The sequence below is a fragment of the Methylobacterium sp. J-088 genome (assembly GCF_022829295.1).
Lineage (GTDB): Bacteria > Pseudomonadota > Alphaproteobacteria > Rhizobiales > Beijerinckiaceae > Methylobacterium.
In genome coordinates, this window is record NZ_JAKSYH010000200.1 from 25,376 (window position 1) to 46,070 (window position 20,695).

At 70.3% G+C, this 20,695-nt stretch carries 17 protein-coding genes; 11 read left to right on the forward strand and 6 right to left on the reverse strand.

Annotation, left to right across the window (positions count from 1 at the left end; genetic code table 11):
- Positions 1 to 73: 73 nt before the first annotated feature.
- The 3 genes from MKK63_RS22345 to rsmA are packed head-to-tail and all read left to right on the forward strand — an operon-like array spanning position 74 to position 4,701.
- On the forward strand, positions 74 to 2,653 hold the full coding sequence (locus MKK63_RS22345; protein ID WP_244005710.1) for an LPS-assembly protein LptD: 2,580 nt from the start codon (positions 74 to 76) through the stop codon (positions 2,651 to 2,653).
- Between the two features lie 60 nt (positions 2,654 to 2,713).
- Positions 2,714 to 3,826, forward strand: a complete 1,113-nt coding sequence (gene pdxA / locus MKK63_RS22350) for a 4-hydroxythreonine-4-phosphate dehydrogenase PdxA (RefSeq protein ID WP_244005712.1) — start codon at positions 2,714 to 2,716, stop codon at positions 3,824 to 3,826.
- On the forward strand, positions 3,823 to 4,701 hold the full coding sequence (gene rsmA, locus MKK63_RS22355; RefSeq protein WP_244005714.1) for a 16S rRNA (adenine(1518)-N(6)/adenine(1519)-N(6))-dimethyltransferase RsmA: 879 nt from the start codon (positions 3,823 to 3,825) through the stop codon (positions 4,699 to 4,701). The genes pdxA and rsmA overlap by 4 nt, the downstream gene beginning before the upstream one ends.
- Before the next feature lie 39 nt (positions 4,702 to 4,740).
- Here the strand turns inward: rsmA and MKK63_RS22360 are convergent, their stop codons facing one another.
- From MKK63_RS22360 to MKK63_RS22370, 3 genes are all read right to left on the reverse strand, one after another.
- Positions 4,741 to 5,706 (reverse strand): TIM44-like domain-containing protein, encoded by a 966-nt coding sequence (locus MKK63_RS22360; RefSeq protein ID WP_244005716.1) that lies wholly within the window; start codon positions 5,704 to 5,706, stop codon positions 4,741 to 4,743.
- A 377-nt stretch (positions 5,707 to 6,083) separates the two neighbouring features.
- Positions 6,084 to 7,181 (reverse strand): two-component system sensor histidine kinase NtrB, encoded by a 1,098-nt coding sequence (locus MKK63_RS22365; RefSeq protein WP_244005718.1) that lies wholly within the window; start codon positions 7,179 to 7,181, stop codon positions 6,084 to 6,086.
- A gap of 115 nt (positions 7,182 to 7,296) precedes the next feature.
- On the reverse strand, positions 7,297 to 7,929 hold the full coding sequence (locus MKK63_RS22370) for a helix-turn-helix transcriptional regulator (protein WP_243917142.1): 633 nt from the start codon (positions 7,927 to 7,929) through the stop codon (positions 7,297 to 7,299).
- Positions 7,930 to 8,242: 313 nt separating this feature from the next.
- Between MKK63_RS22370 and MKK63_RS22375 the strand changes: the two genes are divergently transcribed.
- The 4 genes from MKK63_RS22375 to MKK63_RS22390 all read left to right on the forward strand — a co-directional run bounded on the left by MKK63_RS22375 (position 8,243) and on the right by MKK63_RS22390 (position 12,388).
- Positions 8,243 to 8,593, forward strand: a complete 351-nt coding sequence (locus MKK63_RS22375) for a DUF952 domain-containing protein (protein WP_244005720.1) — start codon at positions 8,243 to 8,245, stop codon at positions 8,591 to 8,593.
- Positions 8,590 to 9,666 carry a quinone-dependent dihydroorotate dehydrogenase gene (locus MKK63_RS22380; protein ID WP_244005722.1) on the forward strand — a complete coding sequence of 359 codons (1,077 nt, stop codon included), beginning with the start codon at positions 8,590 to 8,592 and terminating at the stop codon, positions 9,664 to 9,666. Before MKK63_RS22375 ends, MKK63_RS22380 begins: the two co-directional genes overlap by 4 nt.
- Positions 9,667 to 9,824: 158 nt before the next feature.
- Complete coding sequence (locus MKK63_RS22385) at positions 9,825 to 12,122, forward strand: FdhF/YdeP family oxidoreductase (RefSeq protein ID WP_244005725.1); 2,298 nt, start codon at positions 9,825 to 9,827, stop codon at positions 12,120 to 12,122.
- Entirely contained in the window at positions 12,119 to 12,388 is a 270-nt protein-coding gene (locus MKK63_RS22390; protein ID WP_244005727.1) for a hypothetical protein, read from the forward strand. Before MKK63_RS22385 ends, MKK63_RS22390 begins: the two co-directional genes overlap by 4 nt.
- A gap of 271 nt (positions 12,389 to 12,659) precedes the next feature.
- Here the strand turns inward: MKK63_RS22390 and MKK63_RS22395 are convergent, their stop codons facing one another.
- Positions 12,660 to 13,553 carry an HpcH/HpaI aldolase/citrate lyase family protein gene (locus MKK63_RS22395; RefSeq protein WP_244005729.1) on the reverse strand — a complete coding sequence of 298 codons (894 nt, stop codon included), beginning with the start codon at positions 13,551 to 13,553 and terminating at the stop codon, positions 12,660 to 12,662.
- Between the two features lie 218 nt (positions 13,554 to 13,771).
- On the opposite strand from MKK63_RS22395, the gene MKK63_RS22400 reads away from it, so the two are divergent.
- Positions 13,772 to 14,125 (forward strand): hypothetical protein, encoded by a 354-nt coding sequence (locus tag MKK63_RS22400; protein ID WP_244005731.1) that lies wholly within the window; start codon positions 13,772 to 13,774, stop codon positions 14,123 to 14,125.
- A 40-nt stretch (positions 14,126 to 14,165) separates the two neighbouring features.
- Here MKK63_RS22400 and MKK63_RS22405 read toward each other — a convergent pair whose 3' ends face one another.
- Both MKK63_RS22405 and MKK63_RS22410 read right to left on the reverse strand, forming a co-directional pair.
- The gene (locus MKK63_RS22405; protein ID WP_244005733.1) at positions 14,166 to 15,530 is read right to left on the reverse strand and encodes an MATE family efflux transporter; all 1,365 of its coding nucleotides are present in this window, start codon (positions 15,528 to 15,530) and stop codon (positions 14,166 to 14,168) included.
- An 85-nt stretch (positions 15,531 to 15,615) separates the two neighbouring features.
- Positions 15,616 to 15,969, reverse strand: a complete 354-nt coding sequence (locus MKK63_RS22410; protein ID WP_244005735.1) for a DUF6460 domain-containing protein — start codon at positions 15,967 to 15,969, stop codon at positions 15,616 to 15,618.
- 277 nt (positions 15,970 to 16,246) lie between these two features.
- Between MKK63_RS22410 and MKK63_RS22415 the strand changes: the two genes are divergently transcribed.
- The 3 genes from MKK63_RS22415 to pdeM are packed head-to-tail and all read left to right on the forward strand — an operon-like array spanning position 16,247 to position 20,639.
- Positions 16,247 to 17,203 (forward strand): alpha/beta hydrolase, encoded by a 957-nt coding sequence (locus MKK63_RS22415; protein ID WP_244005737.1) that lies wholly within the window; start codon positions 16,247 to 16,249, stop codon positions 17,201 to 17,203.
- A complete protein-coding gene (locus MKK63_RS22420; protein ID WP_279574808.1) occupies positions 17,200 to 19,887 on the forward strand; it encodes a ligase-associated DNA damage response DEXH box helicase in 2,688 nt (895 codons plus the stop codon). The genes MKK63_RS22415 and MKK63_RS22420 overlap by 4 nt, the downstream gene beginning before the upstream one ends.
- Before the next feature lie 38 nt (positions 19,888 to 19,925).
- On the forward strand, positions 19,926 to 20,639 hold the full coding sequence (pdeM, locus tag MKK63_RS22425) for a ligase-associated DNA damage response endonuclease PdeM (protein ID WP_244005741.1): 714 nt from the start codon (positions 19,926 to 19,928) through the stop codon (positions 20,637 to 20,639).
- Positions 20,640 to 20,695 lie beyond the last annotated feature (56 nt).

Consider the following 20,695-nt stretch of genomic DNA (forward strand, 5'->3'; position numbering starts at 1 on the left):
CGCGGTCACGCGTGGGCAGGGAGACCGGTGGTGGGGTTGGTGGCGGTTGACGTCACAGGGGTTGGGACACGCGTTGCGTAAGGTCGCCGACATCCTGCGGAAGGCGGGTCTCCTGGTCATGCTGGCGCTTGCCGCGCCGCTGGCGGGTGGCCTGTCGGCGCACGCGCAAGGCCTGCCGGAGCTCAGGACCGGCAAGCCCGGCGACAAGCTCCTCGTCGAGGCCGACGAGCTGATCTACGACAACGACCACAGCACGGTGACCGCGCGCGGCAATGCCGAGCTGCATTACGGGCCCCGGACGCTGCAGGCCGACCGGGTGCGCTACGACCGGAACACCGGCCGGGTCTTCGCCGAGGGCAACGTCCGCCTCACCGAAGCCGATGGCGGCGTGGTGACCGGCGAGCGCATGGAACTCACCGACGACTTCAAGACCGGCTTCGTCGATGCCTTCCGCGGCCAGCAGACGGTGCAGCGCAAGTTCGAGACCGTGCGCACCCGCTTCTCCGCGCCCCGGGCCGAGCGCCTGAACGGCGAGCAGACGAGCTTCGAATCCGGCAGCTACACCGCCTGCGAGCCCTGCAAGGACCACCCCGAGACGCCGCCGCTCTGGCAGATCAAGGCGAAGAAGATCATCCACGACAACGAGACCCACACGGTCTACTTCGACGACTCGACGCTCGAACTCGCCGGCATCCCGGTCGCCTACCTGCCGTATTTCGAGGCGCCGGACCCGACGGTGAAGCGCAAGACCGGCTTCCTGACGCCGCGCTTCGTCAGCACCACGGCGCTCGGCACCGGCGTGTCGATCCCCTATTTCGTGGACCTCGCGCCGAACTACGACCTGACCCTGACGCCGACCGTGCTCAGCCGCCAGGGTCTCCTGGCGCAGGGCGAGTTCCGCCAGCGGGTCGACAACGGCTTCTACAACCTGCGCCTGTCCGGCATCTCGCAGACCACGCCCTCGGCCTTCCTGCCGAGTCCGCTCGGCGCCGGCGAGCGGGACTTCCGCGGCTCGGTCGAGTCCCAGGGCCGGTTCTACATCAACCCGCGCTGGCGCGCCGGCTGGGACCTCGTCGGCGTCACCGACAAGTGGTTCCTCGACAATTACCGGATCCGCAACCAGAACATCACCACCGATTATTTCCGCGAGGCGACCTCGACCGCCTACCTGATCGGCCAAGGCGACCGCTCGTGGTTCGAGGCGCGGGGCTACTACTTCAAGGGTCTGTCGAGCTTCGACTGGCAGAAGCAGCAGCCGATCGTCGCGCCGGTGATCGATTACGACAAGCGCATCAACGGCCCCGCGGAGATCGGCGGCGAGGTGCGCTTCCAGGCGAACATCACCAGCCTGAACCGCGAGACGACGCAGTTCCAGGGCCTGCCGCGGACGTCGAGCTACCTGTTCTCGCCGAGCGTCAACGGCGTGAGCTTCCCGCTGTACCAGACCTGCACGGTGTTCCAGCGTGGCACCTGCGCGATCCAGGGGCTCGCCGGCAACAACACCCGCGCCTCCGCGGAGCTGTCCTGGCGGCGCAGCTTCATCGACGATTTGGGCCAGAAGTTCACGCCCTTCGCCTATCTGCGCACTGACGCGTTCTTCAACAGCACGGACTTCTCGGGCTACCAGAACAACCTCGTCCCGCAGATCGCCCATGTCGACCAGGGACTGGCCGGCCGGGTCATGCCGGCGATCGGCCTCGACTACCGCTACCCGTTCGTCGCCAATTTCGGCGCCCTCGGCGTCCACACCCTGGAGCCGATCGGCCAGATCATCGCCCGCCCCTCCGAGACGCGGATCGGCCACCTGCCGAACGAGGACGCGCAGAGCCTCGTCTTCGACGACACCTCGCTGTTCGAGTGGGACAAGTTCTCCGGCTACGATCGGGTCGAGGGCGGCGTGCGCACCAATCTCGGCGGCCAATACTCCGTCGTGACGCCGTCGGGCTGGTACGCCAACGTGCTGTTCGGCGAGTCGGTCCAGCTTGCGGGCGTGAACTCGTTCCGCCGCGGCGACATCGCCGATGTCGGCCTCGATTCCGGGCTCGAAACCCAACGGTCGGATTTCGTGGGCCGGTTCCAGGTCTCGCCGAACCAGAACATCACCTTCATCACCCGGGCCCGGTTCAACCAGTCCGACTTCCACGTGGCGCGGCTGGAGACCGGTGCGACGGCCCGGTTCGCGCCGTTCCTGCCGCTGACCCTGTCGGCGTTCTACTCGTACTACGAGGCGCAGCCGCTGCTGGGCTACAGCCACTACCGCGAGGGCGTCACCGCCACCGCCACCTACAACATCACGCCGAACTGGTTCATCTCCGGCTCGCTGCTGGTCGACCTCACGCACTACCTCGACGTCCGCAACACCTATCAGGACGCGCTGGCCTCCTATCTGGTGAACCCGATCGGGACCGTGCCGACCTACCAGAATCCGGGCCGGTTCTACCTCTCCGGGGCGAGCTTCGGCGGCGGCTACCAAGACGAGTGCACCACGGTCTCGCTGAACTACATCAACTCGCCGATCGCCACCGCCACGGGCGTGCGCGAGCGCAACCAGACGGTGCTGCTGCGCGTCGAGCTGAAGACGCTGGGCGAGGCGGACCTGCGCCAGAACGTCGGCACCGCGACCACCGCGGACGGCATCGCCTCGGTGCGGTAATCGCCGCCGGACGGCGGCGACGCGGATGCGCCCGCGTCCGGCGGGCGCTATAGACCCTCCATGCCGCCCCTCGCCCTCACCCTCGGAGACCCCGCCGGAATCGGTCCGGAACTGGCGCTCAGCGCCTGGCTCGCGCGCGGCGGTGCCGATCCGCTGCCGCCCTTCTTCCTAGTGGCCGATCCGGCGTTCATCGAGCGCCTCGCGAACCGCCTGAACCGCCCCGTCCCGGTGGCCGAGGTCGATCCCGAGACCGCCGCCGAGGTGTTTCCCCGCGCCCTGCCGGTGGTGCCTCTGCCGAGCGGCGCCCTTGTCAGCGCTGAGACCGGCGTTCCGGACACCGTCAACGCGGGCGCGACCATCGAGTCGATCACCACCGCCGTGGGCTTCGTGAAGGCCGGCCGCGCCAGTGCCGTCGTCACTAACCCGATCGCCAAGTTCGTTCTGACCCGGACCGGCTTCGCCCATCCCGGCCATACCGAGTTCCTGGCGGCCCTGTCGGTGCCCCCCGGGCGCACGCCGCCGCGGCCGGTGATGATGATCTGGAGCGCGGGGCTCTCGGTCGTGCCGGTGACGATCCACGTGCCCCTGAAGGATGTGCCCGGCCTCCTCACACAGGACCTGGTGGAGGAAACCGCCACCATCGTCGCCCGGGACCTGCGACAGAAATTCGGGCTGCCGGAGCCGCGCCTCGTGCTTGCCGGCCTGAACCCCCATGCCGGCGAGGCCGGCACGATCGGCCACGAGGATCGCGACGTGCTGGCCCCCGCGGTGGCGCGGCTGCGCGCGGCCGGGATCGACATCCGGGGGCCACTGCCAGCCGACACCCTGTTCCACGCCCGCGCCCGGGCAGCCTATGACGTCGCCCTGGCGCCGACCCACGACCAGGCCCTGATCCCGATCAAGACCATCGCGTTCGACGACGGCGTGAACGTCACCCTGGGCCTGCCCTTCGTGCGCACCTCTCCGGACCACGGCACGGCCTTCGATATCGCCGGCCAGGGGATCGCGCGGCCCGACAGCCTCATGGCGGCCCTGCGCCTGGCCGCCCGGCTCGCCGCCAACTCTGCCGATCCCGCTGCAACGCCCGGCGGCGAGGTCATCCCGTCCAACGTCTATGCCGGACGGCCGAGACCCGTCGGCGCCCGGCACTTCGACCCCGAGGACGAGCTATGAGCGCCGGAGACGGTCTACCCCCGCTCCGCGAGGTCGTCGCCCGGCACGGGCTCGAACCCAAGAAGGCACTCGGTCAGAACTTTTTGTATGATCTCAATCTGACGGGCCGGATCGCTCGCGCCGCAGGACCGCTCGAGGGCATCACGGTGGTCGAGGTCGGCCCCGGGCCGGGCGGGCTGACCCGGGCGCTACTCGCCGAGGGCGCCGCCCGCGTCGTGGCGATCGAGCGCGACCCCCGTGCGTTGCCGGCGCTGGCCGAGATCGCCGCTCATTATCCCGGACGCCTGGAGGTGGTCGATGCCGATGCACTGGTGTTCGATCCGCGGCCGTTGATCGGGTCCGGCCCGGCCCGGATCGTCAGCAACCTGCCCTACAATGTCGGCACGGCTCTGCTTACGGGCTGGCTCGACGGTGCGGCGTGGCCGCCCTGGTGGGATCAGGCCGTACTGATGTTCCAGCGCGAGGTGGCCGAGCGGATCGTCGCCGGGCCGGAGCAGCGGGCGGATTATGGGCGCCTCGGCGTGCTGTGCGGCTGGCGCAGCGAGGCCGAGATCCTGTTCGATGTCAGCCCCACGGCCTTCGTGCCGCCGCCCAAGGTCACGTCGAGCGTGGTCCGGCTGGTGCCGCGACGGGAGCCCCTGCCCTGCCGCGTCGGAGCGCTCGAGGCGGTGACCCGTGCGGCGTTCGGCCAGCGCCGCAAGATGCTGCGCCAGAGCCTGAAGGCCCTGACACCGGAGGCCGGACGCCTTCTGGAGGCCGCGGGCCTCGCCGAGACCGCGCGGGCCGAGGAGATCCCGGTGTCGGGGTTCGTGGACCTCGCCAACCTGTGGGACGCCCAAAGAAAAGCCGGCCCCGCGGAGGCGGCGCCGGCCTGAGGTAAGCAGCCCCCCGGCGCATGCCGGGGCGCAGTGCGGTCAGCGGGTCTGCTGGATCGCCGACAGCACCCAGCCGCGGCCGGGCTGGCGCTGAAAGGTCCACAACTCGGTGGCCTCCGACGAATCCGTGCTCACGATCCGGCCGCCGGCCCGCTCCACCATCACGTCCTTGAGGGCGTAGCGCATCGCGACGGTGGCGTAGTCGGTGCGATCCTCGCCCCAGGATTCCGCGAGGTCACCCTGGAGCAGCTTCACGTCCGTGATCTTGTTCACCACGCCGCGGGACGCGTTGTTACGCAGCTCCTCGTCGAAGTAGCTGACCATCTCGGGCGTCGACAGGTTGCCGAGCGTGACGCGATCCTCACGGGAGTAGGCGTCCTGGATGTCGCCGAGCAGGCGCTCGAACGCCTGAAAGTCGTTCGGACCGATCTGCACGGGGCGGTTCTGCGGCGGGCGCTGGCCGCCGAACATTCCGGCGCCGGGACCGCCCGGTGCACCGCCCATCGGGCCGGTCGGACCCTGCTGGCCGTCGAGGGACGAGCGCGCGTAGGGCGCACCCGCGCCGGCCGGCTCGTTCCGGCGGCGGAAGAAGCGGAGCGCCAGCATCACCACGACCACGACCAGCCCGACTTGGAACAGCAGGCCGATCATCGAGGCGAGGCCGCCGAGGCCACCGAAGAAGCCGCCGCCGAGCAGCGCGCCGATCAGGCCGGCCCCGAGCAGGCCCGCGAAGAAGCCGCCGCCGAACCGGCGACCCTGCGCGGGGGCCTGCATACCGGGGCTGCCCATCCCGGGGGACGGAGACGTCTGCGAACGCTGCATCGTCATGCCGCCGCCCGGCGCTGTCGGCGTGGCAGAGGGCGCGTTGAAGGTGCGCGAACCGCGCGAGCCCATGGAGCCGCCGCCGCCCGGACGGGCCTCGACGACGGGCGCCGCGACGGTCAGCGCGGTGGCCAGCGCCAGGAGGGCGGCCACACGCCGGCGGCGCGAAATCTGAGTCAACATGAACAGGCCCCTGGGGACGAGAACCGAACGGCGCGGAGCGCCAGCAACAATATGGGAACGGCTGAGCGCGGGTTTTAGTCCTGCGTCAGCGACGGCGCGGTGACGTTCGCTGTTGCGCATGGCCGATCCGGCAGGGCGCAAGGTGATTTAGGGCCGTGCCCGATCGCGTTGCACGCGATACGCGACATGCGTCCGCCGGACAGGGTTGGCAAGCGCGACAGGCCCCCTCGCCAGTGTGGGAGAGGGAACCTCCGCCTCATCCGGCGACGCTGGCATCACTGTCGTGTACCGTGCGCGTCGCAATCGCGCGCGGCTCTCCGCGCCTGTTGTGAAGCGCGCTCATGCGCCGAACCGGTCTCCACTTCGGTGGAGAGCGCTCAATGCAGCGTCCGGTCCGGTGCCGCCGGGAACGATAGACGCACCTCCGTCCCCGCGCCGGTCCGGCTGTCGAGGGTGATGGTCCCGTTCTGCCGCTTCATCAGGCCGTGGACGATCGCGAGGCCCGCGCCGCGGCCGGCTTCGCGGCTGGTCTGGAACGGGGCGAGCGCCCGGGCCAGCATCTCGGGCGACATGCCCTGCCCGGTATCGGCCACCAGGATGCCGACGCTGCCCTCCCCCGGATGCTGCATCGCCCGGTCGCCGGGGTCGATCCGGAAGGTCGAGAGCGTCAGGGTACCCCCGGAAGGCATCGCCTCGCAGGCATTGGCGACGAGGTGCCGCACGGCGAACTCGATCTGGGTCGGGTTGCTGATCGCCCGCGGCAGGCCGGCGGTGGGCGTGACCGTCAGGCGGATCCCGGCGGGCAGGTCGGGCGCGATGCGCGCCGCGAGATCCGCCACGATGGCATCGAGATCGACCGCCCGCACGTCCGGGGCGATGCGGCGGGAATAGGCGAGGAGCTGGCGCGTCAGGATGGCCGCCCGCTCGGTGGCGTCGGCCGAGCGGGAGATCGCTCGCTGGATGAACGGTTCCTGGCGGTCACCGAGCCGGCGCTTCAGGCCGTCGATGTAGCCGATCAGGATCTGGAGGAAGTTGTTGAACTCGTGGGCGACGCTGTTGGTCAGGAGCCCCAGCGCCTCGCGCTGCCGGGACAGGGCGAGCGCACCCTCCGCCTCGCGGCGCGTCGTGATGTCGAGGATCTGGCCGATCCGGAACGGGGTGCCGGGCAGCGGTACCGTGGTCAGGCAGGCCCAGAAACTCGTCCCGTCCGCCCGCGCCGCCGGGAATTCCTGCGCGCCGTTGCGGGCGGGATCAGGTGTGTGCGGCGTCTGAGCGTGCGGGGCCTTGATGAGGTCGAGCCCCTGCCGGACGAGCGCCTCCGCCGGCTGCGCGGTCAGGCGTTCGAGGGCGGGGTTGGCGTGACGGATGCGGCCCTGTGCATCGAGCAGCAGGCTCGGCGTCGGCAGGGCGTCGAAGAGCGCACGTGTCTCGGGCGACAGCGCCTCCGCGTGGGGATCCGTCCCGGGTTGCGCCATGCTGCGTTCGCGCTCAGCGGATGCGGGAGGCCCGCGACGGGCCAGCGATAACGGCGAACGCCGCCGCGGCCAAGCCGTCTGTGACGATCGGGGCCTTCGGTCGAGCCGAAGGTCTCTACTGCCGCACCCACATCACCCGCGCCATCCAGGCGACCTCGCCGAGATTCAGGACCCGATCCGCGTGCTCGGGGTTCAGAGAGGCAAGCTCCACGGTCCGGGCCGTGCGCCGCCTCAGTTCCTTGGCCAGCACCTCGCCCCCGTGCAGCCGGACCACGACGCGGTCGCCCTTGCGCACGCTTGCGGTCGGCGAGACGATCAGCACGTCGCCGTCGCGGAACAGGGGCATCATCGAATCGCCCTGGATCTCGAGTGCGAAGGCACGCTCCTCGCCGAGATCCGGGAACTCGATCTCCTCCCAGCCCGCGCCGCCGGTGGGCATGCCCTCGTCGGTGAACAGGCGGCCGGCGCCGGCCTGGGTCAGACCGATCAGCGGGACCATGGTGCGGGCCGGTATCTCCCGCGCCTCGATCAGCCGGAGGAACTCGTCCAGGCTGGAGCCGGTGGCGGCCAGCACCTTCGAGACCGATTCCGTCGAGGGCCAGCGCTTGCGCCCGTCCGCACCGACACGCTTGGAGCGGTTGAAGCTCGTCGCATCGAGTCCGGCGCGGCGGGCAAGGCCCGAGGCCGAATAACCGTGCCGTTCGGCGAGCCGGTCGATGGCGTTCCAGATCTGCTCGTGCGACAGCATGGCGGACTCGAAGGCTTCACCGTGAGCGGGCCGGCGCCTCCATCCTGCCAGCTTGAGGCTGGCCGTCGTAGGGGCACGAAGACGATATCCCGCCGGGCAGGGTCGGCACCCCGCGGTTACGCACGGAAACATCAGACCTGCCGCGGCCGCGGCCTGATATCCCGGCCCGGACGTTGCTCTATGACGCGCCGCCTAGTCGTAGGAAAGTAGAACTATAGGCGGCAGATTGCAATCGCTCCTCGAATCGCGGGGCGTCTCGGTGTTGCCGCAGGTCGGCGGCACCTCTATCCACGCCACGGTTCGGGGAGCTTCGATGGCGCTCATCTATAAGATCTGTCCGCGTGATCTGTGGCAGGAGGCCGAGGCCGCGGGGCGGTTCGAGGGCGCCCCGATCGACCGTCAGGACGGCTTCATCCACTTCTCGACCGCGGCCCAGGCGGCCGAGACGGCGGCCCGCCACTTCGCCGGGCAGGCCGATCTGCTCCTGATCGCCGTCGACGCGGAAGCCCTCGGCGACGCCCTGCGCCACGAGCCGTCGCGGGGCGGCGATCTGTTCCCGCATCTCTATGGCCCGCTCTCCCTCAATGCCGTGACGTCGGTAGACGCGCTGCCCCTCGATGCGGAAGGCCGGCACGTGTTCCCGGCCGGGCTCCTGCCGGCATGATCGGCACGGTCTTTCCGCTCGTCCGGCCGCTGCTCCACCGCCTCGACGCGGAGCGCGCGCACGATCTGACCCTGCGCGCCCTGGCGCTCATGCCGGCCGGACGCCGGCCCGACGACGATCCACGGCTGGCCGTCGAACTCCTCGGTCGCCGGTTTCCCAATCCGGTCGGGCTCGCGGCCGGCTTCGACAAGGGCGCGCGTGTGCCGGACGCGCTGCTCGGCTTGGGATTCGGCTTCGTGGAGGTCGGCGGCGTCGTGCCGCAGCCTCAGCCCGGCAATCCGCAGCCGCGGGTCTTCCGTCTCACCGCCGACCGCGCGGTGATCAACCGCTACGGCTTGAACAGCGAGGGGCTGGCGGTCGTGGCCGCCCGCCTGCGCGCCCGGGCCGGTCGGCCCGGCATCGTCGGCGTCAATATCGGGGCCAACAAGGAGTCGGCCGATCGCCTGGCCGATTACGCGGCGTGCACATCCACCCTGGCGCCCCTGATCGACTTCGTCACCGTCAACGTGTCCTCGCCGAATACGCCAGGCCTGCGCGATCTTCAGGGCGAGGCGTTCCTGGACGATCTGCTCGCCCGCACGGTCGAGGCCCGGGACGCGACCGGTGCGTCCGCGGCGATCCTGCTGAAGATCGCCCCCGACATGGCGCTGGACGCCCTCGATGCCGTCTGCGCCACCGCCCGGCGCCGGGGCGTGCAGGCGCTCGTCGTCTCGAACACCACGGTGGCGCGCCCTGCGTGCCTCGTCGACCAGGGGCTCGCCCGGGAGACCGGCGGGCTGTCCGGCCGGCCCCTGTTCGGGCCGGCGACGCGGATGCTGGCCCAGGCGCGGCTGCGACTCGGCACAGACCTGCCGCTGATCGGCGTCGGCGGCGTCGACTCGGCCGAGGCCGCCTGGACCAAGATCCTGGCCGGCGCGAGCCTCGTGCAGCTCTACTCGGCCCTGGTGTATGACGGGCCGGGATTGATCGGGCGCATCAAGGCGGGGCTGCGGGAGCGGATGGACCGGGCGGGCGTGACGCGACTCGACGCGCTGGTCGGGCGTGATGCGGGGGATCTCGCCCGCGCCGCGTAGATACCCTGGATCATTCCTTAGAAACACTTTGCACAACGGGCGTTTAGCCTGTGCCCCGTGCATGAGGGGCCTGCGCCCGCACGCCATTGTGAGGGCGGCGCAGACACGCTTATCTCGCGGTTGCGAGATTGCTCGTGTCATCAATTTCAGGACGGTTCATGGCCCAGTCTAAAGGGTCTTCCAAGCGCTCCTCCGCCGCCGGCGGCTGGGGTGCTCTGAAGAGCTGCGGCAAGCATCTGCTCAGCAGCCGCGCGCCCCTGACGGGCGCCCGCGCCCTGCTGAAGGCGAACCAGCCCGACGGGTTCGATTGCCCCGGCTGCGCCTGGGGTGACCCGGAGCACGGCTCGTCGTTCGAGTTCTGCGAGAACGGCGTGAAGGCCGTCTCCTGGGAGGCGACCGACAAGCGCACGCCGCCGTCCTTCTTCGCCAAGCACACGCTCACCGAGCTGCGGACCTGGAGCGACTACGCCCTTGAGGGCGAGGGTCGCCTCACGCACCCGCTGCGTTACGACGCGGCAAGCGACCGCTACCTGCCGGTGAGCTGGGACGAGGCCTTCGCGGAGATCGGCGCGGAACTCCGCGGGCTCGATCACCCGGATCAGGCCGAGTTCTACACCTCGGGCCGCGCCTCGAACGAGGCCGCCTACATCTACCAGCTCTTCGCCCGCGCCTACGGGACCAACAACTTCCCCGACTGCTCCAACATGTGCCACGAGGCCAGCGGCGTGGCCCTCGTCGATGCGATCGGCATCGGCAAGGGCACGGTGCTGCTGGAGGATTTCGAGAAGGCGGACGCGATCTTCTGCGTCGGCCAGAATCCCGGCACCAACCATCCGCGCATGCTCGGCGACCTGCGCCGGGCGGCCGAGCGCGGCGCCGAGATCGTGGTGCTGAACCCGGTGCGCGAGCGCGGGCTGGAGCGTTTCGCCGACCCGCAGAACACCGTCGAGATGCTGCGCGGTTCGAGCGGCGCGATCGCCAGTCACTACCTGCAGCCGCGCTCCGGCGGCGACATGGCGGCGTTCCGGGGCATCGCCAAGATCGTGTTCGACCGCGACGCCGAGGCGCTGGCGGCCGGCCGGCCCTCGCTCCTCGACCGGGCGTTCCTTGAGCACCACACCGCGGGGCTCGACGCCTACCGCGCCGCCGTCGAGGCGACCGCCTGGGAGGCGATCCTCGACCAGTCGGGCCTCACGATGGACGAGATCGCCGCGATGGCGGATGTCTATCTCGGGGCTCAGCGGGTCATCGCGACCTGGGCCATGGGCGTGACCCAGCACCGGCACTCGGTGGCGACGATCCGCGAGATCGCCAACCTCCTGTTCCTGCGCGGCCATATCGGCCGACCCGGTGCGGGGCTCTGCCCGGTGCGCGGCCATTCCAACGTGCAGGGCGATCGGACGGTCGGCATCAACGAGCGGCCACCGGCGGACTTCCTCGATGCGCTGGAGCGGCATTTCGGGGTCGCCATGCCGCGCCGGCACGGCCACAACGTGCTGGCGGCGATCCGGGCCATGCGGGACGGCACGTCCAAGGCCTTCATCGGGCTCGGCGGTAACTTTTTGCGGGCGACCCCCGATACCCCGGTGGTGGCGCAGGCTCTGGCCTCATGCCGGCTCACCGTGCACATCGCCACGAAGCTCAACCACGGCCATCTCGTGCCGGGCGCGGTCGGCTACCTGCTGCCCTGCCTCGGCCGTACCGAGATCGACCGGAACGCGGAGGGCAAGACCCAGATCGTGACCGTCGAGGATTCGATGAGCATGGTTCACGGCTCGGGCGGCATCAACAAGCCGGCCTCGAAGGAGCTGCGCTCGGAGATCGCGATCATCGCCGGGATCGCTGCGGCGACGGTCGGTACCGCAACGATCGATTGGCCCGGTTTCGCGGCCGATTACGACCGGATCCGCGCGGCGATCGCCGCCACGATCCCCGGCTTCTCGGATTACAACAGCCGGGTTCGCAAGCCGCGCGGCTTCAAGCTCCGCAACCTCGCGGCCGAGCGGGTGTTCGAGACCGCCACGGGCCGGGCCAATTTCTCCGCCGATGCCCTGCCGGACGAGACCGAGCATCAGGCCGCGCGGAAGACGAACGACACCTTCGTGCTGCAGACCTTCCGCAGCCACGACCAGTACAACACCACGATCTACGGCCTGGATGATCGATACCGAGGCGTCTACGGCGAGCGCCGCGTGGTGTTCGCCCACCCCGACGACCTCGTGGAGATCCGCGACCGGCTCGGCGAGCGCGTCGACATCGTCGGGACGCACGATGACGGCATCACCCGGCGCGCGGAGGATTTCCGCCTCGTGCCGTTCGACATGCCCCGTGGTGCGCTGGCAGGTTATTATCCGGAGCTGAACGTGCTCGTGCCGCTCTCGACCTTCGGCGAGAAGAGCGACACGCCGACCTCCAAGTCGGTGCTGGTGACGCTTGAGGCGCGCGCGGCGGCGTGAGCACATCGCCCGAGGAAGCGGCGTTCGTCGCGGCCCTCGACCGGGTATCGGCGGCCCACCCAACGCTGCCGCCTCTCGAGGCTGGCCTTCTTGCGTCGCTGGAAGTCGGCTTGCCGGGCGACAGCCGCGCCTTTGCGCGCACTTTCGGGGTGGAGCACGCGCTCGTGCTGCGGGCGCTGGCCGGGCTTGAGGAAGGCGGCCACATCGCCGTCACGGCCCGGGATGCGCGGACGCAGCGGACGCGATTTACGGTGGTGTCTGTTTGAGGGTCGGGATTTTCAGCCGGCGAATCCCTCTCCCCGCGCGGGGAGAGGCCCGCATGGACCTCGTCGTCCGTGCGGGAAGCGGCGGCGAAGCCGCAGCGGCGGTGAGGGGGCGATTTAGGACGAGACTCCTCCAGAATCGCCCCCTCACCTTCGGCTGCCGCCTCGATGCGCCGACGACAGGGTCGCCGCATCCCTCTCCCCGCAAGCGGGGCGAGGGGGGACTGTGGCTTTCGCTGGCGCAGCGAACGAAACACGTCCGTCCGCCCGCCCCTCAGAACCCTTTCGCCTTGATGGCCTCCGCCCAGGTCACCGCCCGACGGTTCACGCCGAGGTGCTGCCGTTCGTAGAGCCGGCCCTCCAGCTTGATCGCGCCGCGCTTGGCGTATTCCGGCCGCTCGAACGCCTCGATCACGAGCTTGGCCCGGCGCACCTCCTCCTCGGTCGGTGCGAACGAGGTGTTGGCGGGCTCCAGCTGCGTCGGGTGGATCAGGGTTTTGCCGTCGAAGCCGAGGTCTCGGGCCTGACGGCATTCCTCGCGGCAGCCCTCGGTGTCGGCGATGTCGTTGTAGACACCGTCGAGGATCGCCAGGCCCTCGGCCCGGGCAGCGGCCAAAGCCATCATCATCCAGGGCAGCATCGGCACGCGGCCGGGCACGATCTTCGCCCAGGTGTCCTTGGCGAGGTCATTGGTGCCGAGCACGAGGCAGGTCAGGCGATTGCGCGGGTCGCGCTTGGCCCGGGCGATCTCCTGGATGTTCAGGATCGAGGCCGGCGTCTCGATCATCGCCCAGATCGCGAGGTTCTCCGGTGCATCGAGGGATTCCAACCGGTCGGCGATGCTCTCCAGCACGGCTGGTGACGAGACCTTGGGCATCAGGATCGCGTCGGGCTTGGCCTCGATGGCGGCATGGAGATCCGCCTCGCCCCAGGGTGTCTGCGGCGCGTTGACCCGGATCACGAGCTCCCGGCTGCCGTATTCCCCGCCCTTGACCGCCGCGCAGACCTGCGTGCGGGCGAGTTCCTTCTCCTCCGGGCCGACCGCATCCTCGAGATCGAGGATGATGCTGTCCACCGGCAGCGTCTTCGCCTTGTCGAGCGCCCGCTGGTTCGAGCCGGGCATGTAGAGCACGCTCCGGCGCAGGCGCAGGTCGGTCGTCAGGGCCATGGGCTTCTCCCGCATGCGGCCGCTCGCGCGGCCCGTCGTCGTTGCAGCGCACCCTAAAGCACGTCGCGCGGCGCGCCACACCCCCAGAGGTACGGTTTCGTGAGTTCCGCCGTGGTTTGACACCAGCCTCAATCTTCGAGAGTCGAAGCCGCGGTTTGGTCATGTTCAGACGATTAAAAGCGGCCCGTATTCAAATCTCGGACTGTGGAATCTCTGACATGCGCAAAGTTCTGGCCGCCTTCGTTCTGGTCGGCGCACTCGCCGTGCCTGGACCGGCCGGCGCGCAGAGCCGGACGACGCTCGGGGTCGGCTCCGGGGCCGTCGCGGGCGCTCTGGTCGGCGGACCGATCGGTGCCGTCGCGGGGGCCGTGGTCGGTGGCTTCGTCGGTCATTCGACGGAACGGCGGCACCGCCGCGTGCGGCGCGGCCGCCGCTACCGCGATGCGGCTTCGCGGCGGCCCCTCCCGCGCCCGGCGGAGGCCGCGGTGCCGCGGGAGGCGCCTTCCGTGAAAAGATCCGCAGCGGCGGAGGCGCCCGCCGCCGTCGCCACCACGTGGAAGGACCCGCGCTGACAGGGCGGTGCGACGGTCGACCTAACCCGCCCCCGGCGCCTCAGGCTGCATTCCGAAGGGATTGCGGGATACCGGACGTGAATGTGGCGCGGGCGAGCGCCGAGTACGCGACGGCCTGACCAAACCCGCGGGCGCCCAGGAACGCCACGAAGGCGAGCCACAGCCCGAAATTGCCGAGGCCGAGCGCTTGCACCAGCGCCAGCGTCGCGACGTAGACAGCCAGGGCGCACAGCATCAGGTTGCGCATCGCCCGCGTCCAGGTCGCCCCGATATAGATCCCGTCATAGGCAAACGGCGCCGCGGCCGCGAGCGGGGCCAGAGCGGCCAGGAGCAGATAGGCCCGCGCGGTCTCGCGTACCGGCGCGTTCGTCGTGACGAAGTCGATGAAGGCGGGGCCGCCGACCAGCGACAGCAGGCTCACCCCGAGCCCGAAACCGAGGCACCAGCGCAGGCTCAAAGCGGCCGAGGCGCGGAACGCCTCTTCGTCCCGGGCGCCCACCGCGCGCCCGCACAGCGTCTGGGCCGCGGTGGCGAAGCCGTCGAGGAAGAAGCCGCAGATCAGGAAGAGATTCCACAGCACCGAATTGGCCGCCAGCACCACGTCGCCCTGCCGGGCCCCGAGTGCCGAGAACAGGACGATGGCGGTGATCAGCGCGAGCGTCCGCAGGATCACGTCGACGTTGACACTCAGCGTCCGGCGCAGGGCTGCGGCGTCGCGCAGGTCGCGCAGGCGCACCCGGAACGGATGCGAGCCCAGCCGCCCCAGGACGACCAGCCCCAGCCCGAATCCCAGCGCTTCCGCGCAGACCGTGGCCAGCGCCGCCCCGGCTAGCCCCAAACCGAAGCCCAGGACCAGGGCGAGCGTCAGCCCGATATGGATCAGGTTGATCGCCACCTGGAGCAGCAGGCCGAGATCGGTCCGGCCGCGGCCCAGCACCGAGCCGAGCACCCCGTAATTCGCCAGCACGAAGGGTGCCGACAGGATGCGGATGTGGAAATAGGTGGCGAGCCCGGCGCGCACCGCGTCGCTCGCCCCGCTGATCGCGAAGGCGATCGGCCCGACCAAGCCCTGCAGGGTCACGAGGACGAGGCCGATCAGTCCACCCGCCGCCAGCGTCCGGGCCAGGATCCGGTCGACCTCCCGGTCATCTCGGGCGCCGACCGCCTGCGCGGTCAGCCCGGCGGTCGCCATGCGCAGGGTGCCGAAGGACCAGAAAATCGCGTCGAAGATCACCGCGCCGAGCGCGACGGCCCCGAGCAGGGCCGCGTCGCCCAGCCGGCCGATCACCGCCGCACCCACGAAGCCGAGCATCGGCGTCGTGACGTTGGCGAGCGTCATCGGCAGGGCGAGAGCCAGCACCCGGCGATGCGTCGGTCGGTCGAGGCGCGGGATCACGGTCGTCATGCCGCAAGCTTAGCGGGCACGAACGATTCGTGAACCCACGCGGACGCAAACCATCTTGAACGCGCGCCGACGCGTGGGCTGCCGGTCAGCGCGAGACGGCGAAGAGCCGCGCGATCAACCAGAGCGGCACGACCACGATCGCCCCCGCGACGATCCAGCCGCCGAAATCGTGCAGCGAGGCAAGGCCGACCTCCAGCAGCGCCCGGGTCGAGTCATAGAGGTGCCAGAACAGGCGCCCCGGGGTCACGCCGAGCATCGACATGAAGGCGCCGACCAGGATCGACAGGAACAGCAGGCGCGCCATCACGCCGGCGGGCGAGCCGCCGAGGAAGCGCCGGAGCGTCGAGTCCCGGGGGCGATGGGAATCCGGCCCGTAGGCGCCCGGCGGCACCGTGTGGTGTGTGTCGTCCCGCCGGTGCCGCTGATGATCGACGAGCATCGTGTCCTCGTGAAACTCTGTGCCGTTCGATCGGCGATGAAGCGGGCGGAACCGTGGCCAGGACGTCACACCGCATCGAAACCCGTTGGGCGATCGAGCGTTGGCTAATTTCTCCCGCGCTCTCGACATGGCAAGTGGCGATCACCTCGCCAAGATGTCCGGCGCGGCGGGAGGCGCGTCCGAGGAATGCCCGGCGTGTGTTACGAAGGCCGTGGGAAAACCTCCCGGGTCTGTACGTTGCCGAGGGGTTTGAAGTGCCGACGGGACCAGACGCACGATGATCGACCACGCCCTGTTCGACCCGGCGACGATCGATCCCGAGATCACCCGGCTGAATGCCGAGATCGTGGCCGCCCACGCGGCCTTGCCCGATCCCTGGTCGCTGTCGATCGCGGAGGTGCGCGCGCGCCGTCGGGCCGGTACGAAGGCCGCGCCCGCGATGCCGCAGAGCGCCCGAGCCGAGTGGCTGACGATCGACGGGCCCGGCGGTCCGCTCAAGATCCGCGTGATCAAACCCAAGGCGGGCACCAAGCTGCGCGGGGCCTACCTGCACATCCACCGGGGCGGCTGGGTCTGGGGTGCGGCCGACGAGCAGGATCCCTGGCTGGAGCGGATCGCCGATGCCTGCGGGTTCGTCGCGCTGTCGGTGGAATACCGTTTGGCCCCCGAGCATCCCTACCCGGCCGCCCTCCTCGACTGCGAGGCGGCGGCTCTCTGGCTTGCCGGGCCCGGCAAGGCCGAATTCGGCATCAACGCCCTGACCATCGGGGGTGAATCGGTGGGCGCTCAGCTCGCCGTGATGGTGCTGCTGCGGCTGCGCGACAAGCACAACCTGACGCGGGCCTTCCGTGGCGCCAACCTCAATGCCGGGTTCTTCGACCTCGGTCTCACCCCCTCGGTGCGCAACTGGGGCGAGGAGCGCTTGGTCGTGAACACCCGCGACCTGACGCGGTTCGCCGATGATTATGTCCGCGAGGGGATCGACCGCCGCCGGCCGGACGTGTCGCCGATCTATGCCGAGCTGAAGGGACTCCCGCCCGCTTTGTTCACGATCGGCACCAGGGATCCTCTGCTTGACGATACGCTGTACATGTCGGCGCGCTGGGCGGCGGCGGGGAATGGCGGCCACACGGCGATCTATCCCGGCGGCTGCCACGTCTTCGCCCGCTATCCGAGCCCGATCAGTGAGCAGGCCCTGGAGTTGATCGACCGCTTCCTGATGGCGCTCGCCTGAGCGACCCGGCGGAGATCCTGCCGGAGCGGTTCCGGGCGTGGTTTTCCGCGCGCGGCTGGGCCCCCCGGCCGCACCAGCTCGATCTCCTGCGGATCGCCGGGGCCGGCCGCTCGGCCCTGCTGGTGGCGCCGACCGGGGCCGGCAAGACGCTCGCGGGGTTCCTGCCGAGCCTCGTCGCCCTCGCGGAACGCAGGCCGCAGACGTTGAAGCCCAAGGGGCTCCACACCCTCTACGTCTCGCCGCTGAAGGCGCTGGCGGTCGACATCGCCCGCAACCTCGATGCGCCGATCGCCGAGATGGATCTACCGGTGCGCGTCGAGACCCGCACCGGCGACACGCCGGCCCACAAGCGCACCCGTCAGATCAGCCGGCCGCCCGACATCCTGCTGACCACGCCCGAGCAGCTGGCGCTGCTGATTGCCCATCGCGAGGCGGCTGAGTTCTTTTCGGGGTTACGCTGCGTGGTGCTGGACGAATTGCACGCGCTCGTGACGTCGAAGCGCGGCGATCTGCTGTCGCTGGCGATGGCCCGGCTGCACCGGCTGAGCCCGGGACTCGCGGCGGTCGGGCTCTCCGCGACGGTGCGCGAGCCGGATGAATTGCGGAAGTATCTGGTGCCGCAGAACCAGCCCCTCCCTCCCCCCTCCGCGGGGGAGGGTACCCTGCGCAGCAGGGGGGGAGAGGGGCAGCGCGACGATTCAGGAGAAAGCGCCGGCCTGCATACTGGTCGCATCTCGTCCGGAAGCCGCGCTCCCCTCTCCCGACCCGGCCTTACGGCCGGCCCACCCTCCCCCGCAGAGGGGGGAGAGAGAGGGGCGCCCCCCATGGCCGACCTCGTCACCGTGGCGGGCGGCGCCAAGGCGGATCTGCGCATGCTCGACCTCGGCCGGGCGCTGCCGATCTCCGGCCACACCGCCTGGCACTCGATGCCGGCGATCTATGCGCTGATCAAGGAGCACCGCACCACGCTGGTCTTCGTGAACACGCGCCTCCAGGCCGAGTACACGTTCCGGGAGCTGTGGCGGCTCAACGAGGATGCGCTGCCGATCGCGATCCACCACGGTTCGCTCGACGCGCAGCAGCGCCGCCGGGTCGAGGCCGCCATGGCGGCGGGGCAGCTGCGCGCGATCGTCTGCACCGCGACCCTCGACCTCGGCATCGACTGGGGGGACGTGGATCTCGTGGTCAATGTCGGCGCGCCGAAGGGCGCGAGCCGGATCATGCAGCGGATCGGCCGCGCCAACCACCGGATGGACGAGCCATCGAAGGCCTATCTCGTCCCCGGCAATCGCTTCGAGATGCTGGAATGTCAGGCGGCGCTCAACGCCGTGGAGGAGGCCGCGCAGGACACCCCCGATGCCCGTCTGGGCGCCCTCGACGTGCTCGCCCAGCACGTCCTCGGCATGGCTTGCGCGGACGCCTTCGACCCCCTCGACTTCTACGACGAGATCGTCTCGGCGGCACCCTATGCGGACCTCACCTGGGAATCCTTCGAGCAGGTGGTCGATTACGTCGCCACCGGCGGCTACGCGCTGCGCGCCTACGAGCGCTTCGCCAAGATCCTGCGGGGGCCCGACGGGCTCTGGCGGGTGCGCGATGCCCGGACCGCGCAGGCCTATCGGATGAATGTCGGGACGATCGTCGAGGCGGCGCGGGTACGTGTCCGTCTGGGGCGTACCTTGCGCGGAAAACCCGGCACGGTCCTGCCCAAGAGCGGCCGGGTGCTCGGCGAGATCGAGGACGAGTTCGCCGAGACGCTCACCGTCGGCGACACCTTCCTGTTCGCGGGCGAGACCCTGCGCTTCGAGGGACTCGCCGAGGATGAGTGCCTCGTGACCCGCGCCCCGCCCGACACCGATCCGGCGATCCCGTCCTATGCCGGCTCGAAGTTCCCGCTCTCGACCTCCCTGGCCGCGCGGGTCCGGGCGCTGATCGCCGATCCGTTCGAATGGGACCGGCTTCCGGAGCAGATCGGCGCGTACCTGCAGCAGCAGCGCCGCCGCTCGGTCCTGCCGGGCGAGCGCGACCTGCTGGTCGAGACGTTTCCGCGGGGCAAGCGCCACTACCTGACCGCCTTCCCGTTCGAGGGCCGTCTCGCCCACCAGACGCTCGGCATGCTGCTGACCCGCAGGCTGGAGCGCGATGGCCTGCGGCCGCTCGGTTTCGCGGCCAACGATTACGGCATCGCGATCTGGACGACCCGCGACGTCGCCGAGCGTGCCGCCCTCGATCCGGACTTCATCGGCGACCTGTTCGCGGTCGACATGCTGGGCGACGATCTGGAGGCCTGGCTCGACGAATCGGCGATGATGAAGCGCACCTTCCGGCAATGCGCGGTGATTGCCGGGCTGATCGAGCGCCATCATCCGGGACAAAAAAAATCCGGCCGGCAGGTCACGATCTCGACCGATCTGATCTACGACGTGCTGCGCAAGCACCAGCCCGACCACCTGCTGCTGCGGGCGGCGCGGCAGGATGCGGCAACCGGACTCCTCGACGTGAGGCGCCTCGGCATGATGCTAGAGCGCATCCAGGGGCGAATCATCCACAGGTCTCTCGACCGGGTCTCGCCGCTCTCCGTATCCGTGATGCTCGAGATCGGGCGCGAGCGGGTCTACGGCGAGGGCGCCGACGAGATCCTGGCCGAGGCCGAGGCGGAGCTTCTTCAAGAGGCCCTGTCCTGACCGTCGATCCGCCCTCCCCCGACGACGAGGATGCGATCTTGGCGGCCGGCCTGAGACTCGAGAAGACTTCCAAGCACCCGACCCTTCAGCTCGCGGGCGAGACCCTGGTGCTCGACCTGTGCGGCGGCCTCTGGCTGCCGGACCACCGGACGCTGATCGTGTCCGATCTCCATCTGGAGAAGGGCTCCTCCTATGCGGTCCGGTCCGGCCAGTTCCTGCCGCCCTACGACACCCGCGAGACCCTGGCCTGCCTGCACGAGGCGGTGATCCGCCACGATCCCGCCCGGGTGGTCGCGCTGGGCGATTCGTTCCACGATGCGCGGGGGCCCGAGCGCATGGAGCCGGGCGACCGCGCCATGGTGGCGGCGCTGCAGGACGGCCGGGACTGGGTCTGGATCGCCGGGAACCACGACGCCGCGGTCAGCGAGGGCGTCGGCGGCCGCTACGCCGACGCGCTGACGCTCGGTGGCCTCCTCCTGCGCCACGAGCCGAGCCCCGGGGCGGCGCCCGGCGAGATCGCCGGCCACCTTCATCCCTGCGGCAAGGTCGCGATGCGCGGCCGGGCGGTGCGTCGCCGCTGCTTCGTCACCGACGGCAGCCGCCTCGTGATGCCCGCCTTCGGCGCCTATGCTGGCGGCCTGAACGTCCGCGACAAGGCGATCGAGGGGCTGTTCCCGAAGGGCTTCAACGCGCACCTCCTCGGCGACGGGCGGGTCTTCGCGATCGGCCGGGCGCAGCTCGCCCGGGACTGACGCGGGTCCCAGCGTAGCGGCGGTGTCCGGCCGGCTGATGTCCTGCGGGCCGCGAC